This is a genomic window from Chryseobacterium sp. II3a (assembly GCF_057815135.1).
Map to the genome: position 1 here is coordinate 56,510 of NZ_JBYPZJ010000012.1, position 15,978 is coordinate 72,487.

The following is a 15,978-nucleotide window of genomic DNA, read 5'->3' on the forward strand; positions in this document are numbered from 1 at the left end:
ATACAGGACTATCGTCCCAATAATTTTTCAAGGCCATCCAGATGATCTGTAAAAGCCTGTCTCCCACTTTGTGTAACACGGTAAGAGGTTTTTGGCTTCTTTCCTACAAACTCTTTTTTCACTTCAATATAACCCACTTTTTCAAGGGCATTACTGTGGCTGGCAAGATTGCCGTCTGTAATCTCCAATAATCCTTTCATCTCGGAGAAATCAACCCAGTCGTTTAACATAAGAACAGACATAATGCCCAGTCTTACACGACTTTCAAATTCTTTATTGAGTTGACTAATTTTGATCATTTACTTTATCTTATTTGTTCTGAAACAGTCATAATCTGACTATTTTTCATTCTCTTTAATCCTATGCAACCATAATCTTTACAGTTTTTCTCGATTTAAAAAAACGGTGCAAAAATAAGGATTAAAAATTTCCTTACCTTCGGAAAGTATTATTTTTGATACAAATGATGGTTTTATATTATTAAAAAATTAATATTAACTTCCATATACACACAGCCCCAATGCTGATAATGAGAGATAAAAATCCTATCAAAAAAGGCCAATAACCCATAATACTATCCTTTCTTTCTGAATAAAATTGAGTTGCATCAGTCAGATTAAGTCTTTTTACTGGATGCAAGGCAGTCAAATCGCTCTCTGTATCAAAAGTTTTTACCACATCTGTTTTTGTATCTATCAAAAAATACTTGTTATCAAAATTTTTCCCAAAAATCTGATTCCCATACTCTTCTATTTTTGTCACTCTTAAAACCAGAGTTTCTCCAGTTTTATTATTAATGCCTGCTTGTTCCGGAATATCAATAAATAACAGTTGATAATTATGTTGCAAAGGAACATACCAGGCATCCCCAAATCCCACATCTACATTTTTATGCTCAGATACAATGGATAAACCTGTAATTCCAACAATATAGAAAGTATAAAATCCAATAAAAGGAGCTATAACTGCCAATATCACTTTTTGTCGTCTTCTTTCTTTTCCACTGATAAAATAAGTAAGTAAGCCACATAATACAGCACCAATACAACTTAAAAAAGCTATAATGAAAAGGTGAATTAAGATGACAAAACCAATTCCCATTATTTATACTTCTTATGCATAATAAGACCATAAACTATATGCAAAACTCCAAAACCGATTGCCCAGAATACTAATCCCCACCCCAAGATGAATAGAGAAACGAGTCCTAAAACAATCTCGAAATATCCTAGATATTTTACATCCGTTAAAGTATATCGTTCTGCTGAAACTAAAGCCAATCCATAAAATATTAATGTTGCCGGGGCGATGAAAACGAAAAGGTGATGGTAAAGAAGGGCAAGACAAAAAACTCCTCCTGAAACCAAAGGCACTGAAAAAGTAATCAAAAGTCGTTTTGTAGTAACATCCCAGATCTTCAAACCCTTCTTTTTACTTTTGTGAGCCGTAAAAAGATAACCACTAAAGATAGCAACCACCAAAATGGTTATCCCAATCCCGATAAGTTCTTTGACTAGAGCAGAATCAAAAATATTTCTGTCACCATCAAAATAATTGATTCCTTCTCTCTGAAAGACAAAATACACATATATCGCTCCAATAATTGCCGTTAATCCAGCTACCACTCCGGAGAGACCACTTAAAGAAATAAATCTGGAAGACCGCTCCATCATGGAACGGATATGGGATAAATCTTCGTGATAATTTTTCGAATTCATAAAAAGAACTTTGAATTACAAAGTTATAATTTTTTTTTACTCATCAAAATATTTTTTTATTTATAATGATTTTTTTTTATCAGTCTAGTCTTATAATTTTTAACTTTAAGATTATCTGATCTATATGAAACCGGAAGAAAAGTAATGGTAACATATTTTAAGTACAGCAAAGAGATTCTTTCTCTTGCCCATTTTGAGAATAAGGATCAAAAAAGCCGCTGAAGTGATCAGCGGCTGAATATTTTGAAGAACAAAAAACTATTTTGCTCTCAGTCTTTCTTTAATGGCTTCAATATTCTTTTTTGCAGAATCTTCTAAAATAAGGCTGGCACTCATATGAATTCTCGCTGGCATCAGTTCATTGAAATGGTCTGTACCTTCCCATGAAACCTTCTTAATCAATGCCAGAGCATCGCTGCTTCTGGAAGCTAGGGTTTGTAAGAACTTCTCAAGCTTTTCGTCCATTTCCTGGATGTTATCTGAAACGGAATGATATACATTATGCTGTTCTGCCCATTCAGCAGATCTGAAATCAGCATCAATAGCCATTGCTGAGAATTGTGATTTTCCGATCTTTCTTTCTACGTAAGGTCCGATGACGAAAGGTCCGATTCCTAAATTGATTTCTGTAAGTGCCAATGCAGAATCTTTTGTTGCAAAACAGTAATCAGCACCACAGGCAATTCCTACTCCGCCGCCGGTTGTTTTTCCCTGAACTCTTACCACCACAATCTTTCCGCAATTTCTCATTGCGTTCAGTACTTTAGCAAAACCTCCGAAAAATTTTGTAGAAGCTTCCAGTTCTTCTATCGCAAGAAGTTCATCAAAGCTTGCTCCTGCGCAGAATGCTTTCTCTCCTTCGCTTTTTACCAAGATTGCTTTAACCTCATCTTTAGCGCCTTCATCAAGGATAGTTTGAGCCAGTTTTTCTAAAATAGCTCCTGGAAGAGCATTACTTTTTGGGGTTCCGAAAGTAATTTCGGCAATATTATTTTTGATTTCTGATACAACGAATTCGTTCATTTTAATTTTTATTGGATTCTTACAAAAATACTAAATACAGTGCTTTTGGAGAAACTTAAAGAGGAGAAATTCATGCTATTTTTCAGGCTGGAAGCTGGAAGAGGGAGGTTGGAAGTTATTATTGAGCCAATATTTATGGATTGTTTTATTTTAAATACTCAATCCACCTCTTCATAGCAGAAAAATATCTCTTTACGTAGAAATACGCAATGCTGAATTTGGTATTTTCTACTCTAGCACTACTTTTTTATTAGTTGTTCCTTTGGATAAGAAAATAAATCACTTAACGGCGGAATCTGAAAAGCCATGAATAGAGTAAGAAATTAAAGGCTAAAAAAATATATACCATGGAAGAGTACATTGGAATCGTTAAATTATTTGCAGGAAATTTTGCACCAAGAGGATGGATGTTTTGTGATGGAAGCTTAATAAGCATTTCAAGAAATTCAGCACTATTCTCAATATTAGGAACTACATACGGTGGAGATGGTATTACCACTTTTGCATTACCCAATCTGAAAGGCCGTATGGCTCTTGGAGCCGGAAATGTAAACGCCAATGAATATTATCCTTTGGGGGTAACGGCAGGGACCACACAAAATACTCTTTTGCAGTCGAATCTTCCAAGTATTGGAGCTGGGTTTCAGCTTAAAATAGTGAATCAAAATGCCAATACAGCAACCCCTACAGCGGCATCTTCTCTTGCCATCACCGGAATTCCAAATGGAAGAAACTTCCAGGCAGTACCCAGTTTTATAGATACGGACCCCAACACTGCAATCAATACAAAATCTATTTCTTTTACAGGGCAGAATCTTCCGGTAAATAATATGCCTCCTTATCTGGGATTAAATTATATCATTTGTGTTGAAGGCATTTATCCTCCGCGTGATTAATACCTATAATAACCTAATATTTAAAACAAAAATCATGAAAAGCACTACTATTTTTGCAATCTGTAGTCTGCTCATTTCAATTTTTTCATTTGGGCAGACCAGTACAGAGACTTTCGAAACTGAATCTAATGGAAGCACCAGTTTTACTGATAACGGAGTTGTTTTTAATATCATTTCACATACTTCTACTTTCGATATAGGAGTTTATCCGGGTACAGGATGGGATGGTACAGCAGTTGACAACAGATATATTGATAATACAGACTTTGTAAGTCTAGCTACTCCCAATCCATCATTCAGTATAAAAACAACCTCAAACCTGTTCAAAGTAAATAGATTTTGGGTGTATGTCGCTAATGATCTATCAAATCCTGTTGCAACAGGCTCTCTTACGATAACAGGAAAGCTTAGCGGAGTAACAAAATTCTCTACTATAAAAACCAATAATTTCTCAACCAGCCTTGGTTTGACGAATGGATATACCCTTATTGACCTTACTAATCTCAATGGACAAAACTATTCCAACATTGTAATTGATCAACTTCAGCTTACTCTTGGAGGCAACTATTATTACATTGGGCTGGATGGTTTTAGGTGGATAAAAGACAGTAATATTGTATTAGGAACCTCAGAAACTAAAAGCACTCAAAAAAACTTGACTCTTTATCCTAATCCAACCAATGGACCGCTTTCTATTAAAGCAGACTACAACTCAGATGCACAAGTCTATAGTATTGATGGCAAAATACTGAAAACTGTTCAGGTTCAGAAAGGAATGAATGAAATTAGTATTTCAGAGCTTCCTAAAGGAGTTTATTTTATCAAGACTGCTACTGAATCTACTAAAGTTATTAAAAACTAATATATAGAAGTTCCACATCCGATCTTGTTCCCATAAAGATTCTAATTCATCAACAACACCCCTTGATTATATTAAGGGGATTGTTTTTTTATCTTTTAATGCTAAAATATATTTGTCGATATACAACTGTTTCTCTTTAGATTTATATTGCTGAATATACCGAGGATGCTCCAAAACAGTGATCATATCAAAAAGCTGAGCTTCTTTATTAAGTTTTGAAATAAATTCAGCATTCTTCTTACCAAGAACAAATACTTCTGAAGTATCCAGATTCAGGCTAATATAACTTTTCAGAGAATCAATCATAAAATCTTTTACATCCTGGAAAAGTGCTTTATCATCATAATAATTGGCATTGAGCCAGCCGTTCTTGGTTTTTCTGACAATCGCCAACGGAAATGGAGAATTGATATAAATATCTTTATAAAACAAATCTGCTCCGCCATAATCTGCAATCATATCATACATGAATACGGAAGATACTTCATGAGTATGGGCAGATTCCATTTGTATTCCGCATACACTTTCCAATCGTTTGGTATCCGTAAACGGAACTCCTGTCACTCCAGCTCCATGCCGGCTGGGATTGATCCCTATCATAAACTTCCTTTTATGGGAATCATTATAATATTGATGATAAAACTTTTGCATAACCACCATCGTTTCCGGATTGCCCAAATACGGATTCAATACTTCAAAGCCATCAGGCAGTTTGCCTGAGTACGCCAGATTTTTATTAAATTCAATAACCTGATCTGCAAAAGTTTTATTCATGGAGCTTATTTTAGAAAAACAAAATTACCCGGCTGATCTGATGATTCATCCTCTTCTTCCTCATTTTCATCATATTCAGATAATTCTAATTCGATATCAATAAAGTGAATATACACTCCACATAACTGATCCTGTCTATCATAAGCAAAGTAAACCGGATATACTCCATCTCCTACTCCACTTGCAAATATGGGAATCTGATATTCCGTACCAGGCACCGTCCAATTGATCCAATCTCCCAGATCTCTCTGATTTCGCGGATTCTCTTTATAACTTTTCGCAAACAGCGCTGCAAAATAATCATCGTAAATATTCTCTACTTCCAATTCATCAATAAATTTATCTACAAAAGGTACCACTTCAGGATCGGTAATACAGGCTAAACCAGCATCCACGTTAAATCCAAAAAAAGCATCTTCGTTAACATCCTCAATATTTTCTATACCAATTAATGCTTCTCTATAAATCACAGGCTTTTCTTTAGTGAACTCTACTTTTACTGCAGCATACCGATCCCCCCAATCTTCCAGCTTTACCACAGCAATAGTTACTGGAAAATTTCCTTTAGGAACCTCAACAAAGAAAGGCTGCTCCTTCTGGTTCAGATATACCAAAGGATCTCTTACAATTACTTTTCCTGATGGCAGTGAAACATTACCAATTCCCATCGTCTCCATCTTCTGTTCCATAATTTCATCTGAGGTAAAATATGTCTCAATATCTATAGGAGATACCAGTTTGTCTTTTATCTCTTCCCATTTTTGCATCCAGCTTTCGTTCATTGTTGTTTGTTTTATGTATCGATTTTAAACTTGAAAATAACGAATAAATATAATGCTAGCCAATATGAGTGAGTGTTTTAACAAAAGATTATTACAACAAAGCAGCAAATCTGATGGATTCAATAAGGGCTCCATGTTTTTTATGTTCTTTATTAAAAGCCTGGGAGTAAGAATTAAAAATTCTGCCAAATTGTTTTGAGAAAATATTCTGAGGAGAATGAAGACCTGTTGGGATGATCTCTAACCAATTCAAAATCTGATTTTATTTTAACTAAAAGATGAAAATGATTAGGCATCAGGCAGTATGCATATACATCACAGACTGGAATAAGAAATTCAGATATTTTATTGAGAAAGAACAAATAATTCCGATCTGATTTGAAAATATTCTCTCCGTTAATACCACGATTATAAATATGGTAAAAACGGTCTTCTTCAATTGAAGTAGTTCTAATATCAGTCCTCTTTGTGTATTTTTTGGTTAATAAACCGTGTCAAGGTTTAAAGCTAAAAAAGTCCCTTTAAGTAAACCTAAAGGGACTATAAATTTATATTTCATTCTGAATTAAATCAATCCAAACTGTTCAAAATGATGTGTAAAGTGCTTCTTATGCATCAATTCCCACATTTCTTTATTTAGTTTTCCGAATACGAAATTCATATGCTCTGCCTGTGGATTTTCTTTGTAATACACTACAAATCTTTTCAGATTATCAATGAATGACTGCTTGGCTGCTTCCAGATTCTTGTGAGTAAGCTCAGGAAGGGAACCATCTTGTGGTAAGAAAGGAGCAGTAAAATCCTTTGGCATTCCTCTATGATTGTAAAGGGAATCCTGCCATTTTTCAAGATGTTCTTCAGGAGTAAAGCATTTGTCTGCTTCAGGTTCTCCCAAACTTACCAATACAGCCTTGTCTAAGTGCTCAATCATTTGCTGTGGAGACATTTTCCCCCAAAGTGAAGGAGTACTTTCTGTTAATCCACCTAGAATCTTCTGAACATTCTTCACCGTAAGATCTATGAAAGGAGATTGTTTTGCCACTAATGTTAAAATAGTTGCTACACAAACAACCTCATCTCTTTGATTAATAACCTCAACTAGCCATTTCACAACACCAGATGGAATATTTCTTCCTTTTACTCCTCTGTTAATCTTTTCTTTTGCTGTTAAATAAACGGTGATGGTATCACCAGCATATACAGGTTTAAAGAAGCTACATTCTTCTAGTCCATAATTGGCAATAACAGGTCCTTTTTTACCAGAAACAAATAATCCTGCAGCTGCTGAAAGAATAAAGTAACCGTGAGCAACTGTTTTATCGAAAATAGTTCCTGTTAAGCTTGTAGCATCAGTATGGGCATAGAAATGATCCCATGAAACGTTTGAGAAGTTGACGATATCTGCATCCGTAACAGTTCTTCCTGCTGTTTCAAGAGAATCACCCACTTCAACTTCTTCAAAATATTTCTGGAAAGGATGCTTGTCTGAGAATTTCTTCTCTGCCCCTTGCTGGTAAATTTTAGTAATTGCTTTCAATACATCCGGAGATCCCTGAATAGCTGTTTTTTGCAGGAAAAAATGAAGACCGCTTAATCCGCCCATTTCTTCTCCACCCCCTGCTCTACCAGGACCTCCATGCATTAATGTTGGAAGAGGTGAGCCGTGGCCTGTACTTTCTTTAGCATTATCTCTGTTTAACACAAAGATTCTACCGTGCTGAGAAGCCATTTTCCATGAAGTTTCTGCGATAAAGTTTTCATCGTGAGAAACAATAGATCCTACCAAACTTCCTTTTCCTCTTTTAGCCAAAGCAGCAGCTTCTTCAGCATCTTTGTATGGCATTAATGTAGATACCGGCCCGAAAGCTTCTACATCGTGAGATATATTTTTCTCGAAAGGTTTGTCATTAAGGAATAACTTAGGACTCATAAAGGCTCCATTTTCATAGCTGGCGTCTACCAACTCATGTTTTCCGTCATATACAAGCTCCGTTTCTGATTTTAAGATATTTACTTTTCTTAAAACTTCTTCGTATTGCTGTCTTCCCACTAAAGATCCCATTCTGGTTTCTCTGCTTAGCGGGTTTCCTATTTTTGTTTGATCTAAAGCTTTGGATAAAGCATTCTGAACGTCACCAATTAAATGTTCAGGAACAATAATTCTTCTGATCGCCGTACATTTTTGCCCCGCTTTGGTAGTCATTTCGTTACGAACTTCTTTGATGAATAAATCAAATTCAGGAGTTCCTGGTTTTGCTTCTAATCCAAGGATAGAGCAGTTCAGAGAATCTGCTTCCATATTGAAACGAACAGCATTTCCTGCAACAGAGGGAAGTGATTTCAACTTTCTTCCGGTAGTGGCTGAACCTGTAAACAATACAGAGTCTCCGTCCTGAACATAATCCAGAATATTTCCCGGCTCTCCACATACCAATTGTACTGCCCCTTCAGGTAATACTCCACTTTCAATCATATCCTGGAATACAACATTGGTAAGATAAGATCCGAAAGGTGATGGTTTAACAATAGATGGTACCCCTGCCAACAATGATGTGGATAATTTTTCCAACATCCCCCAAACCGGGAAGTTGTAAGCATTAATCTGTACAGAAACACCCTCACTAGGTGTTAAAATGTGGGTTCCTAAGTGGGTTCCGTTAGCAGAAATCTTCTGAGTATCTCCATCTACCCAAAATGGAGTGTTTGGAAGCATTCTTTTTGCTAATCCTGAATAGGTAAAGAAAGTTCCGAAACCACCTTCAATATCTACCCAAGAATCAACGTGTGTTGCTCCTGTTTTATATGATAATTCGTAATATTTTTTCTTTCTTTCTAACAGGTAAAGGGCTACTTTTTTCAACATTTCTCCACGATCGTAGAACGTCATTGAAGAAAGGTTTTTGTATCCTACAGTTCTACCATAGTCAAGAGCTTGTTCGAAATTAAGACCTTCCGTATCGGAAATCGCTACCTGTTCTCCTGTTACAGCGTTGTATAGAGGAACTCCGATTCCGGTTCCTTCTATCCATTGTCCGTAGATATAGTTTTTTAATTTTTCCATATAATTTTTTACTTTTTACTTAATTCTTATTTTCTCATAACAATTTACTCCATTTTCTTCCTGCCATAAACAGCATCAATATAAAAGGAAAAAGCCCAGAATGAGAACTGCATCCACAAACAGGAAAAAAATCTTTCTGTTTTAGTTTACTGATGACCTCCTCTGATTCTACATGTTCCAGCACCTCTGAAATATCTACTGATTCCTGTTTCATATTTTGTAAAAAAACGAATGCCCTTACATTTCATGGATCTGTTCTCTATTTTTGTTCATTAAATTTCTGTCCAGTCTCATAGGATACCATCTAAATTGAAGTCCTTTTCATCTGCCGTTTTTTGATGGCATTTGACGTAGTGTATGAAAACCCTACTTTATGATATATATTTTTTTATCTGGAATGCTTATGGCTATTTTCTTACCCAGCCATTCAATGCTGGTAATTCCTTCATAAATAAGTCCGTCTACAAAACGTGTCTTAGGGTTTTCTACTTTGGCCAACTCATTTTCTGTTGTTATTTTCACTATGCTTCCGGTATATACTTTATTCGATTTTGTATTGTTAAATTCACTTTTAGCTTCTGTCACTTTAAAATCAGCTTTATTTATATTTAAAACATCCATAAGACGGGAACTTAAACTAAATGCATTTCTCCCGGAACCTGAATCAAGGGAAACCTGAATTTTAATTTTATTATTGACCTTCACGTAGGTAAACATATCGATAGCTTTACCTGCCTGGTCTGCAAACTGTACATCAATGAAATTCTTCTTATCTCCATTTTTCAACTTTCCAAAAATGAGTTCTTTCTTTTCATAATCAATGGTTACAGGAATATCTTTAAACATTTGTAGTGAGATTAATCCGTCTATATTTGGAAAATCTACATCAAATGTAGAATACTGTGGTTTTTCAAAATGCAGCCTCCCAATATCCAAGCTTTCTGACTGATAAATAGGGCAATCCAATGCTTCTCCTGTAGCTCTATGCCCTACAAAGAAATTGTAAGATTCTTTTGGTGCCAATTTTTTTGCAAATTTGTCAAAATATACATTAAGTCCTGCTCCAGTATCAAAAAGAAAATTCCCTTCGACATTATCTACCTTGACCTTAATCATAATATGACCATATTCATTGAGTGTAAATGGTATAGAATTCTGGGCATTTACGATAAAACTTAAAATTATACTTAAGGTTAAAAACAGTTTTTTCATGATAATTATGGGAATTAAGTTGTTATTACCATTAGACAACTGTAAGTATCTAGTTATTACATTTATTTCGGGTCCTGATAAGGAAACATCTTCACCAATCCTTCGTATAAACTTCTGTGAAGAATGGTTGCATGATTGTCTGTTTCCATCATTTTATATTCTACTGTCCAGTTTTTCTTTCCTGCTTTTTTTAAAACATCATCTAGATCTTGAGCGTCTTTTACCATTACAGGATGTTCTCCTTTTCCCACAGAAACATAAACGAATTTTTTAGTATCTCCAGATTTTGAAAGCAATTGAGGCGCCTGCTTCAAAAGGCTCTCATCATCCCACCATAAACTTGGACTGATGATGAAATAATTGTTAAACATTTCCGGCTTCTTCAACAGAATCTCAGTAGCTAAAAGGCCGCCTAGAGACTGTCCAAACAAATATTTTTCTGTTGTTTTAAATTCACTTTCTATATAAGGCTTCAGTTCCTTTTCAAAGAAGGTGATAAACTTATCTGAATGTCCTGTTGTAGGATAATCTTTCTGCAAATCCTTCAGATCTGTATGAAATGTAAAATCTCTTTTTCTATCTATATTCGCAATTCCTACCACAATAGTTTCAGGCATAGAATACATCTGGTTAAAGAACTGTACCAATCCTGTAACATGGATAAAGTCTTCATTTATACTCCCATCCAAAAGATAGATGATGGGATACGCTTTTGCTTTATCAAAATTTTGAGGAAGATAGATATTGAGTGTTCTTTCTTCATTCAGAGTTTTAGACTTAATCGTCCTCACCTCTCCTATCGTAAGCGGTTTTGTATTAACAGTCTGTGCTGATACCATAGAGTTTACCGCAAACATCATACTGCATATAAGAGCAATTTTCTTAATCATATTTAATTTTAATGGTCATTTATTTTATATCATCCCAGATACTGTAATCCACAATTTTTGTTGGAGTTTGCTGAACATACTCTGTAAATGGTTCACAAGGCAAAATGGCTTCTTTTCCTTCTCTTGCCAGTTCCTGATACAGTTTTGTTCCTTCAGTTTTCCAATGGATCATTTCATCAGAAACATCACGGATAACTTTTGCTGGGCTTCCTACAATCAGTTTTCTTGGTTCACATCTGAAATTAGCAGGAACGAATGCTAAAGCTCCTACGATACTTTCATCACCAATATAAGCTTTGTCCATCACCACAGAATTCATTCCGATCAAACAGTTTTTTCCAATGTGCCCTGAATGAATAATTGCTCCATGCCCGATATGAGCTGATTCTTCCAAAATGGTTTCTATATTCGGGAAAACATGAAGCGTACAGTTTTCCTGAACATTGGCTCCATCTTTAATGATAATTTTCCCCCAGTCGCCACGGATTACCGCATTAGGACCGATATAGACTTCTTCGCCAATTTCTACATTCCCAATAATTACTGCCTGCGGATGAATATAGGCAGATGGTTTTATAATGGGACGGATCCCGTGATATGAGTAGATGTTCATATTTTTTTAATTTGAGAATTTGAGAATGAGTTAATTTGAAAATGAATAATGCCACTAAACATTTTCAAATTCTCAAATTATTCCATTTTCAAATTGATTTATACTTTTTCAATGACCATTGCATAGCCTTGTCCTACACCGATACAAAGGGTACACAATGCATATTTTTTATCCTGCTTCTGAAGTTCCATGGCTGCAGAACCAATGATTCTTGCCCCGGAAACTCCCAGTGGGTGTCCGATGGCAATAGCTCCTCCATTTGGGTTAATTCTGGCATCATCATCCTGTAAACCTAAGCTTCTTGTTACCGCTAAAGCTTGGGCAGCAAAGGCTTCATTAAGTTCAATGATATCCATATCTTCTAAAGACAGATTTAATCTCTTTAATAACTTCTGAGTAGCTTCTACAGGTCCTATTCCCATAATTCTTGGTTCTACACCAGCTACTGAAGATCCTAAAATTTTAGCTTTTGGTTTTAAACCATATTTTTTCACAGCTTCTTCGCTGGCTAAGATCAAAGCAGCTGCTCCATCATTCATTCCTGAAGCGTTTCCGGCAGTTACGGTTCCTTCTTTTCTGAAAGCTGGGCGAAGTTTTCCTAATCCTTCCATGGAAGAAGTTGGTTTAATAAATTCGTCTTTTTCAAAAACAATAGGATCTCCTTTTCTTTGTGGAATTTCAACTTTTACAATTTCTTCAGCCAATCTTCCACTTTTCTGAGCTTTGGTCGCTTTTTGCTGAGACCATAGGGCAAATTTGTCCTGATCTTCTCTGTTGATCTGGTGCATGTCTGCTAGATTTTCTGCAGTTTCACCCATACCGTCAACACCATACATTTCTTTCATTTTCGGATTGATAAATCTCCATCCGAAAGTGGTATCATACATCTGACTATCTCTTCCGAAAGCGGCACTTGGTTTGGACATTACATAAGGAGATCGCGTCATATGTTCCACTCCACCTGCAATATAAATTTCACCTTCACCAGCTGCAATGGAACGGAAAGCATTAGCTACCGCCGACATTCCTGAAGCGCACAGTCTATTTACCGTCTCACCTCCAATTTTATATGGAAGTCCAGCCAACAAAAGCCCCATTCTGGCTACATTTCTGTTATCTTCCCCGGCCTGATTAGCACACCCGAAGATCACATCCTCAATTTCCTCTACAGGAACCTTTGGGTTTCTTGCTACCACTTCTTTGATAACAATGGCTGCCAAATCATCGGCTCTTACTTCTGATAATCCTCCCTGTAGTTTTGAAATGGGAGTTCTGACATAGTCTATGATGTATACGTTGTTCATTGTTTTCTAATTTAACCCTGTATCTGTTTAGCAATATAACATTGAATTTTCTCTGTTATTTGTAATCCGTACATTTCATTCAGGTATATTAACTTTATTTCTTGTAATTCTTAATTTTGTTTCTGATACGCCCTCAGTGTTTCACTTCTTTTGCTTCTACCCTTTTGTTTTTGACATCATCCAGCGTATAAATTTTGTAAACGAAGTTGTCTCCATAAAGACTTTTAGCATATTCTTCCATTGTATTGGAAAATCCTGCTTTTTTTCTTCTCTCATTCACATTTCCCGGATCTTTTATTGGCCAGATATATTGTGTTTCATATCCTTTTCCGTTTTCTTCCCAGAACTCCCCACTTCCCTGTGTTCCATAGATCTGCTCCTGTCCAGTCTGCATCAGATATCGGTCCTCCATCATAGCAACCCATATAAATGGAATTTCTTTATTTTTTCCGGCTTCTTTGATAAGAGGCAGATATTTTCCAATTTTAGTGGAATGTTGAATAACATACCATGCTGATTTATTGGTAGGCTCCCCTACAAGTGTTTTCCCCGGATATCCATATTGAGAAATGATCTTTTCAACCTTCTGGAGATTAATACTATCCTGCTGAGCTACCAGCATCCAGTTTTTCTTTTTAAAGTCTTCCTTATCAATATGTAAAGCTTTTAACACTTCATCCTTTTTTTCTGGGGTTATATCAGTATCAAAAAGCTTTCTGTATTCCTGATCCAATCTCATGATTTCATCAAGCTCCTTTTTCAGCCCTTCGTTCAACTTTTTCTGTTGGGCATTTATTCCCAACATAGATATTCCAAAAAGAAGTAAAAAGATCTTTTTCATATTAATTCCATTGGTGTTTTGGGGTAAAGAGTATATTATAATTCAGTTACTTTTTTTCCGATTTTGTATACTGTTCCTACAAACTTTGCAATCAACTCTTTATTTTGATTGGTGATTTGAATATCATAAACAGCTGTTTTTCTGGTATCATTTACCAAAACACTTTCTGCTCTGAAAACATCACCTTCTTTTCCTGCTTTGGTAAAATTGATGATACAATTTAGAGCAACGGCTGCATCTCCAGTATTGTTTGATGAAAAAGCCAGTGCTGAATCTGCAAAGGCGAAAGTAACTCCACCATGCACTGTTTTAAGCCCATTAATCATATCTTTTTTGATGGGCATTTCTATTAAACAGTAATTTTCTTTTACCTCAATCATTTTGATATTCATCCATTGGGAAAAATAATCCTGATTGAACATATAATCTGCTACTTGTCTTGGATTCATTTCTACTCTTCGTTTGTTATTTCTTCATATAGTTCATCCGATAATTTATCGTAAACACTCATTGTTTTGCCTAAAATTACCTGTTCATATGAAAGGTGGGTATCGGAATTGTTTGAACTATTTTCACCTTCATACATTGCGTTTAAATCAATTCCATTCTCATTGGCTAGTCTTTGAAGCAGCGTTCTGTATTTTTCATTAAACTTTCCTAGCAATTCAAGCCTTTCCTGACTATCCATGGAAGAAGCTTCCTCAGTTAAATACTGTTTTTCAATGAGAAGCCTTGTTTCCAATTCTGCTCTGAATTCTTCTATATTCATACTATTAATTTGAAAATGAAAACCTGTTATAATCAATTTTCAAATTATCTAATTCATTTTACGAAGCAAAGGACTTTGTCTATACCTTTCCTCCTGATATTCGTTGTATAGATTCTGAAGAGTTTCGGAAATTTTTGAATACCCGATTTCTTGTCCCCAGCCTAATAATCCTTTTGGATAGTTTACTCCTTTTTGCATAGCCAATTCAATATCTTCGTCATTGGCAACTCCTAATCTTTTAGCTTCTACAGCTTCATTGATTAACATTGAAATGATTCGTAAAAATATCTGTTGGTAAAGAGTTTCGTCTTTCTGAGCGACAGGTTTTTCTGCTCCTTCGTTATAATCGTAAAAACCTTTCCCTGTCTTTCTTCCATGAAGTTTAGCTTCAGACATTCTCTGTTGTAACAAAGAAGGCTTATATTTCGGATCATAGAAATAATCTTTGTAAACCGTTGTTGTTACGGCAAAATTCACATCTACTCCAATAAGGTCCATTAATTCAAAAGGTCCCATTTTAAAGTTTCCTATTGTTTTCATTGCTTCATCTACCTGTTCCGGTGTGGCAATATTCTCTTCAACAATTCTTAATGCTTCACCATAGTATGGACGGGCAATTCTGTTGACAATAAATCCAGGAATATCTTTAGCAATAACAGGAACTTTGCCCCATTCTTTCATGAGGTTGTATATTTTTTCGGCTAACGTTTTTTCTGTTAACAAAGATGGAATAACTTCTACTAAAGGCATCAACGGAGCCGGATTAAAGAAGTGGATCCCGATGAAACGCTCCGGTTTCTTTAGTTCTGCCCCCAGAGAGGTGATAGAAATGGATGATGTATTGGAACCGATGATACAGTCTTCGGAAACATAAGTTTCCAATTCTGTAAAAACTTTGGTTTTGATGTCTTTGTTTTCAATGATCGCTTCGATAACCAGGTTAGAATCTCTTAAATCCTGTAATGTTTCACCTTTAACGATATTGTTTCTGATCTCTGTGGCTTTTTCCTGAGAAATTTTTCCTTTTTCAGCTAATTTCTCAAGGGTTTTCTCTAAACCTGTAAGTGCTTTATCTATTTGTGGAGCATTAGCATCGAATAAAACGACCTTGCATCCTGCTGTTGCAGCTACCTGGGCTATTCCAACGCCCATGGTTCCTGCCCCAATAATTCCAATATTCATAGTTTTAATTTGAAAATTTGAAAATGAGTTAATTTGAAAATTATTTAATTT

General features: G+C 35.6%; 19 protein-coding genes. 2 read left to right on the forward strand and 17 right to left on the reverse strand.

All coding sequences use genetic code 11. The features are described from left to right. Positions 1-8: 8 nt before the first annotated feature. From AC3HD6_RS21280 to AC3HD6_RS21295, 4 genes are all read right to left on the reverse strand, one after another. A complete protein-coding gene (locus tag AC3HD6_RS21280; RefSeq protein ID WP_488898141.1) occupies positions 9-299 on the reverse strand; it encodes a winged helix-turn-helix domain-containing protein in 291 nt (96 codons plus the stop codon). Between the two features lie 181 nt (positions 300-480). Continuing rightward, the gene (locus AC3HD6_RS21285) at positions 481-1,101 is read right to left on the reverse strand and encodes a hypothetical protein (protein ID WP_488898142.1); all 621 of its coding nucleotides are present in this window, start codon (positions 1,099-1,101) and stop codon (positions 481-483) included. After that, positions 1,101-1,718 (reverse strand): hypothetical protein, encoded by a 618-nt coding sequence (locus AC3HD6_RS21290; protein ID WP_488898143.1) that lies wholly within the window; start codon positions 1,716-1,718, stop codon positions 1,101-1,103. Before AC3HD6_RS21290 ends, AC3HD6_RS21285 begins: the two co-directional genes overlap by 1 nt. A gap of 258 nt (positions 1,719-1,976) precedes the next feature. Next, a complete protein-coding gene (locus AC3HD6_RS21295; RefSeq protein WP_068938900.1) occupies positions 1,977-2,741 on the reverse strand; it encodes an enoyl-CoA hydratase/isomerase family protein in 765 nt (254 codons plus the stop codon). 347 nt (positions 2,742-3,088) lie between these two features. Between AC3HD6_RS21295 and AC3HD6_RS21300 the strand changes: the two genes are divergently transcribed. After that, the gene (locus AC3HD6_RS21300; RefSeq protein ID WP_068938898.1) at positions 3,089-3,637 is read left to right on the forward strand and encodes a phage tail protein; all 549 of its coding nucleotides are present in this window, start codon (positions 3,089-3,091) and stop codon (positions 3,635-3,637) included. 34 nt (positions 3,638-3,671) lie between these two features. Further along, on the forward strand, positions 3,672-4,499 hold the full coding sequence (locus AC3HD6_RS21305; protein ID WP_488898144.1) for a T9SS type A sorting domain-containing protein: 828 nt from the start codon (positions 3,672-3,674) through the stop codon (positions 4,497-4,499). Positions 4,500-4,565: 66 nt separating this feature from the next. Here AC3HD6_RS21305 and AC3HD6_RS21310 read toward each other — a convergent pair whose 3' ends face one another. From AC3HD6_RS21310 to AC3HD6_RS21370, 13 genes are all read right to left on the reverse strand, one after another. Next, positions 4,566-5,273 carry an SMUG2 DNA glycosylase family protein gene (locus AC3HD6_RS21310; protein ID WP_488898145.1) on the reverse strand — a complete coding sequence of 236 codons (708 nt, stop codon included), beginning with the start codon at positions 5,271-5,273 and terminating at the stop codon, positions 4,566-4,568. A 5-nt stretch (positions 5,274-5,278) separates the two neighbouring features. Then, complete coding sequence (locus tag AC3HD6_RS21315; RefSeq protein ID WP_488898146.1) at positions 5,279-6,055, reverse strand: DUF4241 domain-containing protein; 777 nt, start codon at positions 6,053-6,055, stop codon at positions 5,279-5,281. A gap of 91 nt (positions 6,056-6,146) precedes the next feature. Beyond that, a complete protein-coding gene (locus AC3HD6_RS21320; RefSeq protein WP_488898147.1) occupies positions 6,147-6,308 on the reverse strand; it encodes a hypothetical protein in 162 nt (53 codons plus the stop codon). 312 nt (positions 6,309-6,620) lie between these two features. Then, the gene (paaZ, locus tag AC3HD6_RS21325) at positions 6,621-9,116 is read right to left on the reverse strand and encodes a phenylacetic acid degradation bifunctional protein PaaZ (RefSeq protein ID WP_488898148.1); all 2,496 of its coding nucleotides are present in this window, start codon (positions 9,114-9,116) and stop codon (positions 6,621-6,623) included. A 34-nt stretch (positions 9,117-9,150) separates the two neighbouring features. Next, positions 9,151-9,330 carry a hypothetical protein gene (locus tag AC3HD6_RS21330; RefSeq protein WP_488898149.1) on the reverse strand — a complete coding sequence of 60 codons (180 nt, stop codon included), beginning with the start codon at positions 9,328-9,330 and terminating at the stop codon, positions 9,151-9,153. 152 nt (positions 9,331-9,482) lie between these two features. Continuing rightward, positions 9,483-10,328, reverse strand: coding sequence for an aspartyl protease family protein (locus AC3HD6_RS21335; RefSeq protein ID WP_488898150.1), 846 nt, complete (start codon positions 10,326-10,328; stop codon positions 9,483-9,485). Between the two features lie 62 nt (positions 10,329-10,390). Beyond that, complete coding sequence (locus AC3HD6_RS21340) at positions 10,391-11,218, reverse strand: alpha/beta hydrolase (RefSeq protein WP_488898151.1); 828 nt, start codon at positions 11,216-11,218, stop codon at positions 10,391-10,393. Positions 11,219-11,237: 19 nt separating this feature from the next. Further along, positions 11,238-11,831, reverse strand: a complete 594-nt coding sequence (locus AC3HD6_RS21345) for an acyltransferase (protein WP_068938883.1) — start codon at positions 11,829-11,831, stop codon at positions 11,238-11,240. Between the two features lie 98 nt (positions 11,832-11,929). Continuing rightward, on the reverse strand, positions 11,930-13,135 hold the full coding sequence (gene pcaF, locus AC3HD6_RS21350) for a 3-oxoadipyl-CoA thiolase (RefSeq protein WP_488898152.1): 1,206 nt from the start codon (positions 13,133-13,135) through the stop codon (positions 11,930-11,932). A gap of 133 nt (positions 13,136-13,268) precedes the next feature. Then, the gene (locus AC3HD6_RS21355; RefSeq protein ID WP_488898153.1) at positions 13,269-13,976 is read right to left on the reverse strand and encodes a DUF6624 domain-containing protein; all 708 of its coding nucleotides are present in this window, start codon (positions 13,974-13,976) and stop codon (positions 13,269-13,271) included. Positions 13,977-14,011: 35 nt separating this feature from the next. After that, on the reverse strand, positions 14,012-14,425 hold the full coding sequence (locus AC3HD6_RS21360) for a PaaI family thioesterase (protein ID WP_488898154.1): 414 nt from the start codon (positions 14,423-14,425) through the stop codon (positions 14,012-14,014). Positions 14,426-14,427: 2 nt separating this feature from the next. After that, positions 14,428-14,745 carry a hypothetical protein gene (locus AC3HD6_RS21365; RefSeq protein WP_488898155.1) on the reverse strand — a complete coding sequence of 106 codons (318 nt, stop codon included), beginning with the start codon at positions 14,743-14,745 and terminating at the stop codon, positions 14,428-14,430. Positions 14,746-14,793: 48 nt separating this feature from the next. After that, a complete protein-coding gene (locus AC3HD6_RS21370) occupies positions 14,794-15,927 on the reverse strand; it encodes a 3-hydroxyacyl-CoA dehydrogenase NAD-binding domain-containing protein (protein ID WP_488898156.1) in 1,134 nt (377 codons plus the stop codon). Positions 15,928-15,978: the final 51 nt, after the last annotated feature.

Bases quoted from the DNA above. Each gene is read 5' to 3' on its own strand.
- AC3HD6_RS21360 (WP_488898154.1), bottom strand. From the start codon at position 14,425: ATGAATCCAAGACAAGTAGCAGATTATATGTTCAATCAGGATTATTTT.
- AC3HD6_RS21300 (WP_068938898.1), top strand. From the start codon at position 3,089: ATGGAAGAGTACATTGGAATCGTTAAATTATTTGCAGGAAATTTTGCA.
- AC3HD6_RS21315 (WP_488898146.1), bottom strand. From the start codon at position 6,055: ATGAACGAAAGCTGGATGCAAAAATGGGAAGAGATAAAAGACAAACTG.
- pcaF (WP_488898152.1), bottom strand. From the start codon at position 13,135: ATGAACAACGTATACATCATAGACTATGTCAGAACTCCCATTTCAAAA.
- AC3HD6_RS21280 (WP_488898141.1), bottom strand. From the start codon at position 299: ATGATCAAAATTAGTCAACTCAATAAAGAATTTGAAAGTCGTGTAAGA.
- AC3HD6_RS21355 (WP_488898153.1), bottom strand. From the start codon at position 13,976: ATGAAAAAGATCTTTTTACTTCTTTTTGGAATATCTATGTTGGGAATA.
- AC3HD6_RS21335 (WP_488898150.1), bottom strand. From the start codon at position 10,328: ATGAAAAAACTGTTTTTAACCTTAAGTATAATTTTAAGTTTTATCGTA.
- AC3HD6_RS21370 (WP_488898156.1), bottom strand. From the start codon at position 15,927: ATGAATATTGGAATTATTGGGGCAGGAACCATGGGCGTTGGAATAGCC.
- AC3HD6_RS21290 (WP_488898143.1), bottom strand. From the start codon at position 1,718: ATGAATTCGAAAAATTATCACGAAGATTTATCCCATATCCGTTCCATG.
- AC3HD6_RS21340 (WP_488898151.1), bottom strand. From the start codon at position 11,218: ATGATTAAGAAAATTGCTCTTATATGCAGTATGATGTTTGCGGTAAAC.
- paaZ (WP_488898148.1), bottom strand. From the start codon at position 9,116: ATGGAAAAATTAAAAAACTATATCTACGGACAATGGATAGAAGGAACC.
- AC3HD6_RS21345 (WP_068938883.1), bottom strand. From the start codon at position 11,831: ATGAACATCTACTCATATCACGGGATCCGTCCCATTATAAAACCATCT.
- AC3HD6_RS21295 (WP_068938900.1), bottom strand. From the start codon at position 2,741: ATGAACGAATTCGTTGTATCAGAAATCAAAAATAATATTGCCGAAATT.
- AC3HD6_RS21310 (WP_488898145.1), bottom strand. From the start codon at position 5,273: ATGAATAAAACTTTTGCAGATCAGGTTATTGAATTTAATAAAAATCTG.
- AC3HD6_RS21365 (WP_488898155.1), bottom strand. From the start codon at position 14,745: ATGAATATAGAAGAATTCAGAGCAGAATTGGAAACAAGGCTTCTCATT.
- AC3HD6_RS21285 (WP_488898142.1), bottom strand. From the start codon at position 1,101: ATGGGAATTGGTTTTGTCATCTTAATTCACCTTTTCATTATAGCTTTT.
- AC3HD6_RS21330 (WP_488898149.1), bottom strand. From the start codon at position 9,330: ATGAAACAGGAATCAGTAGATATTTCAGAGGTGCTGGAACATGTAGAA.
- AC3HD6_RS21305 (WP_488898144.1), top strand. From the start codon at position 3,672: ATGAAAAGCACTACTATTTTTGCAATCTGTAGTCTGCTCATTTCAATT.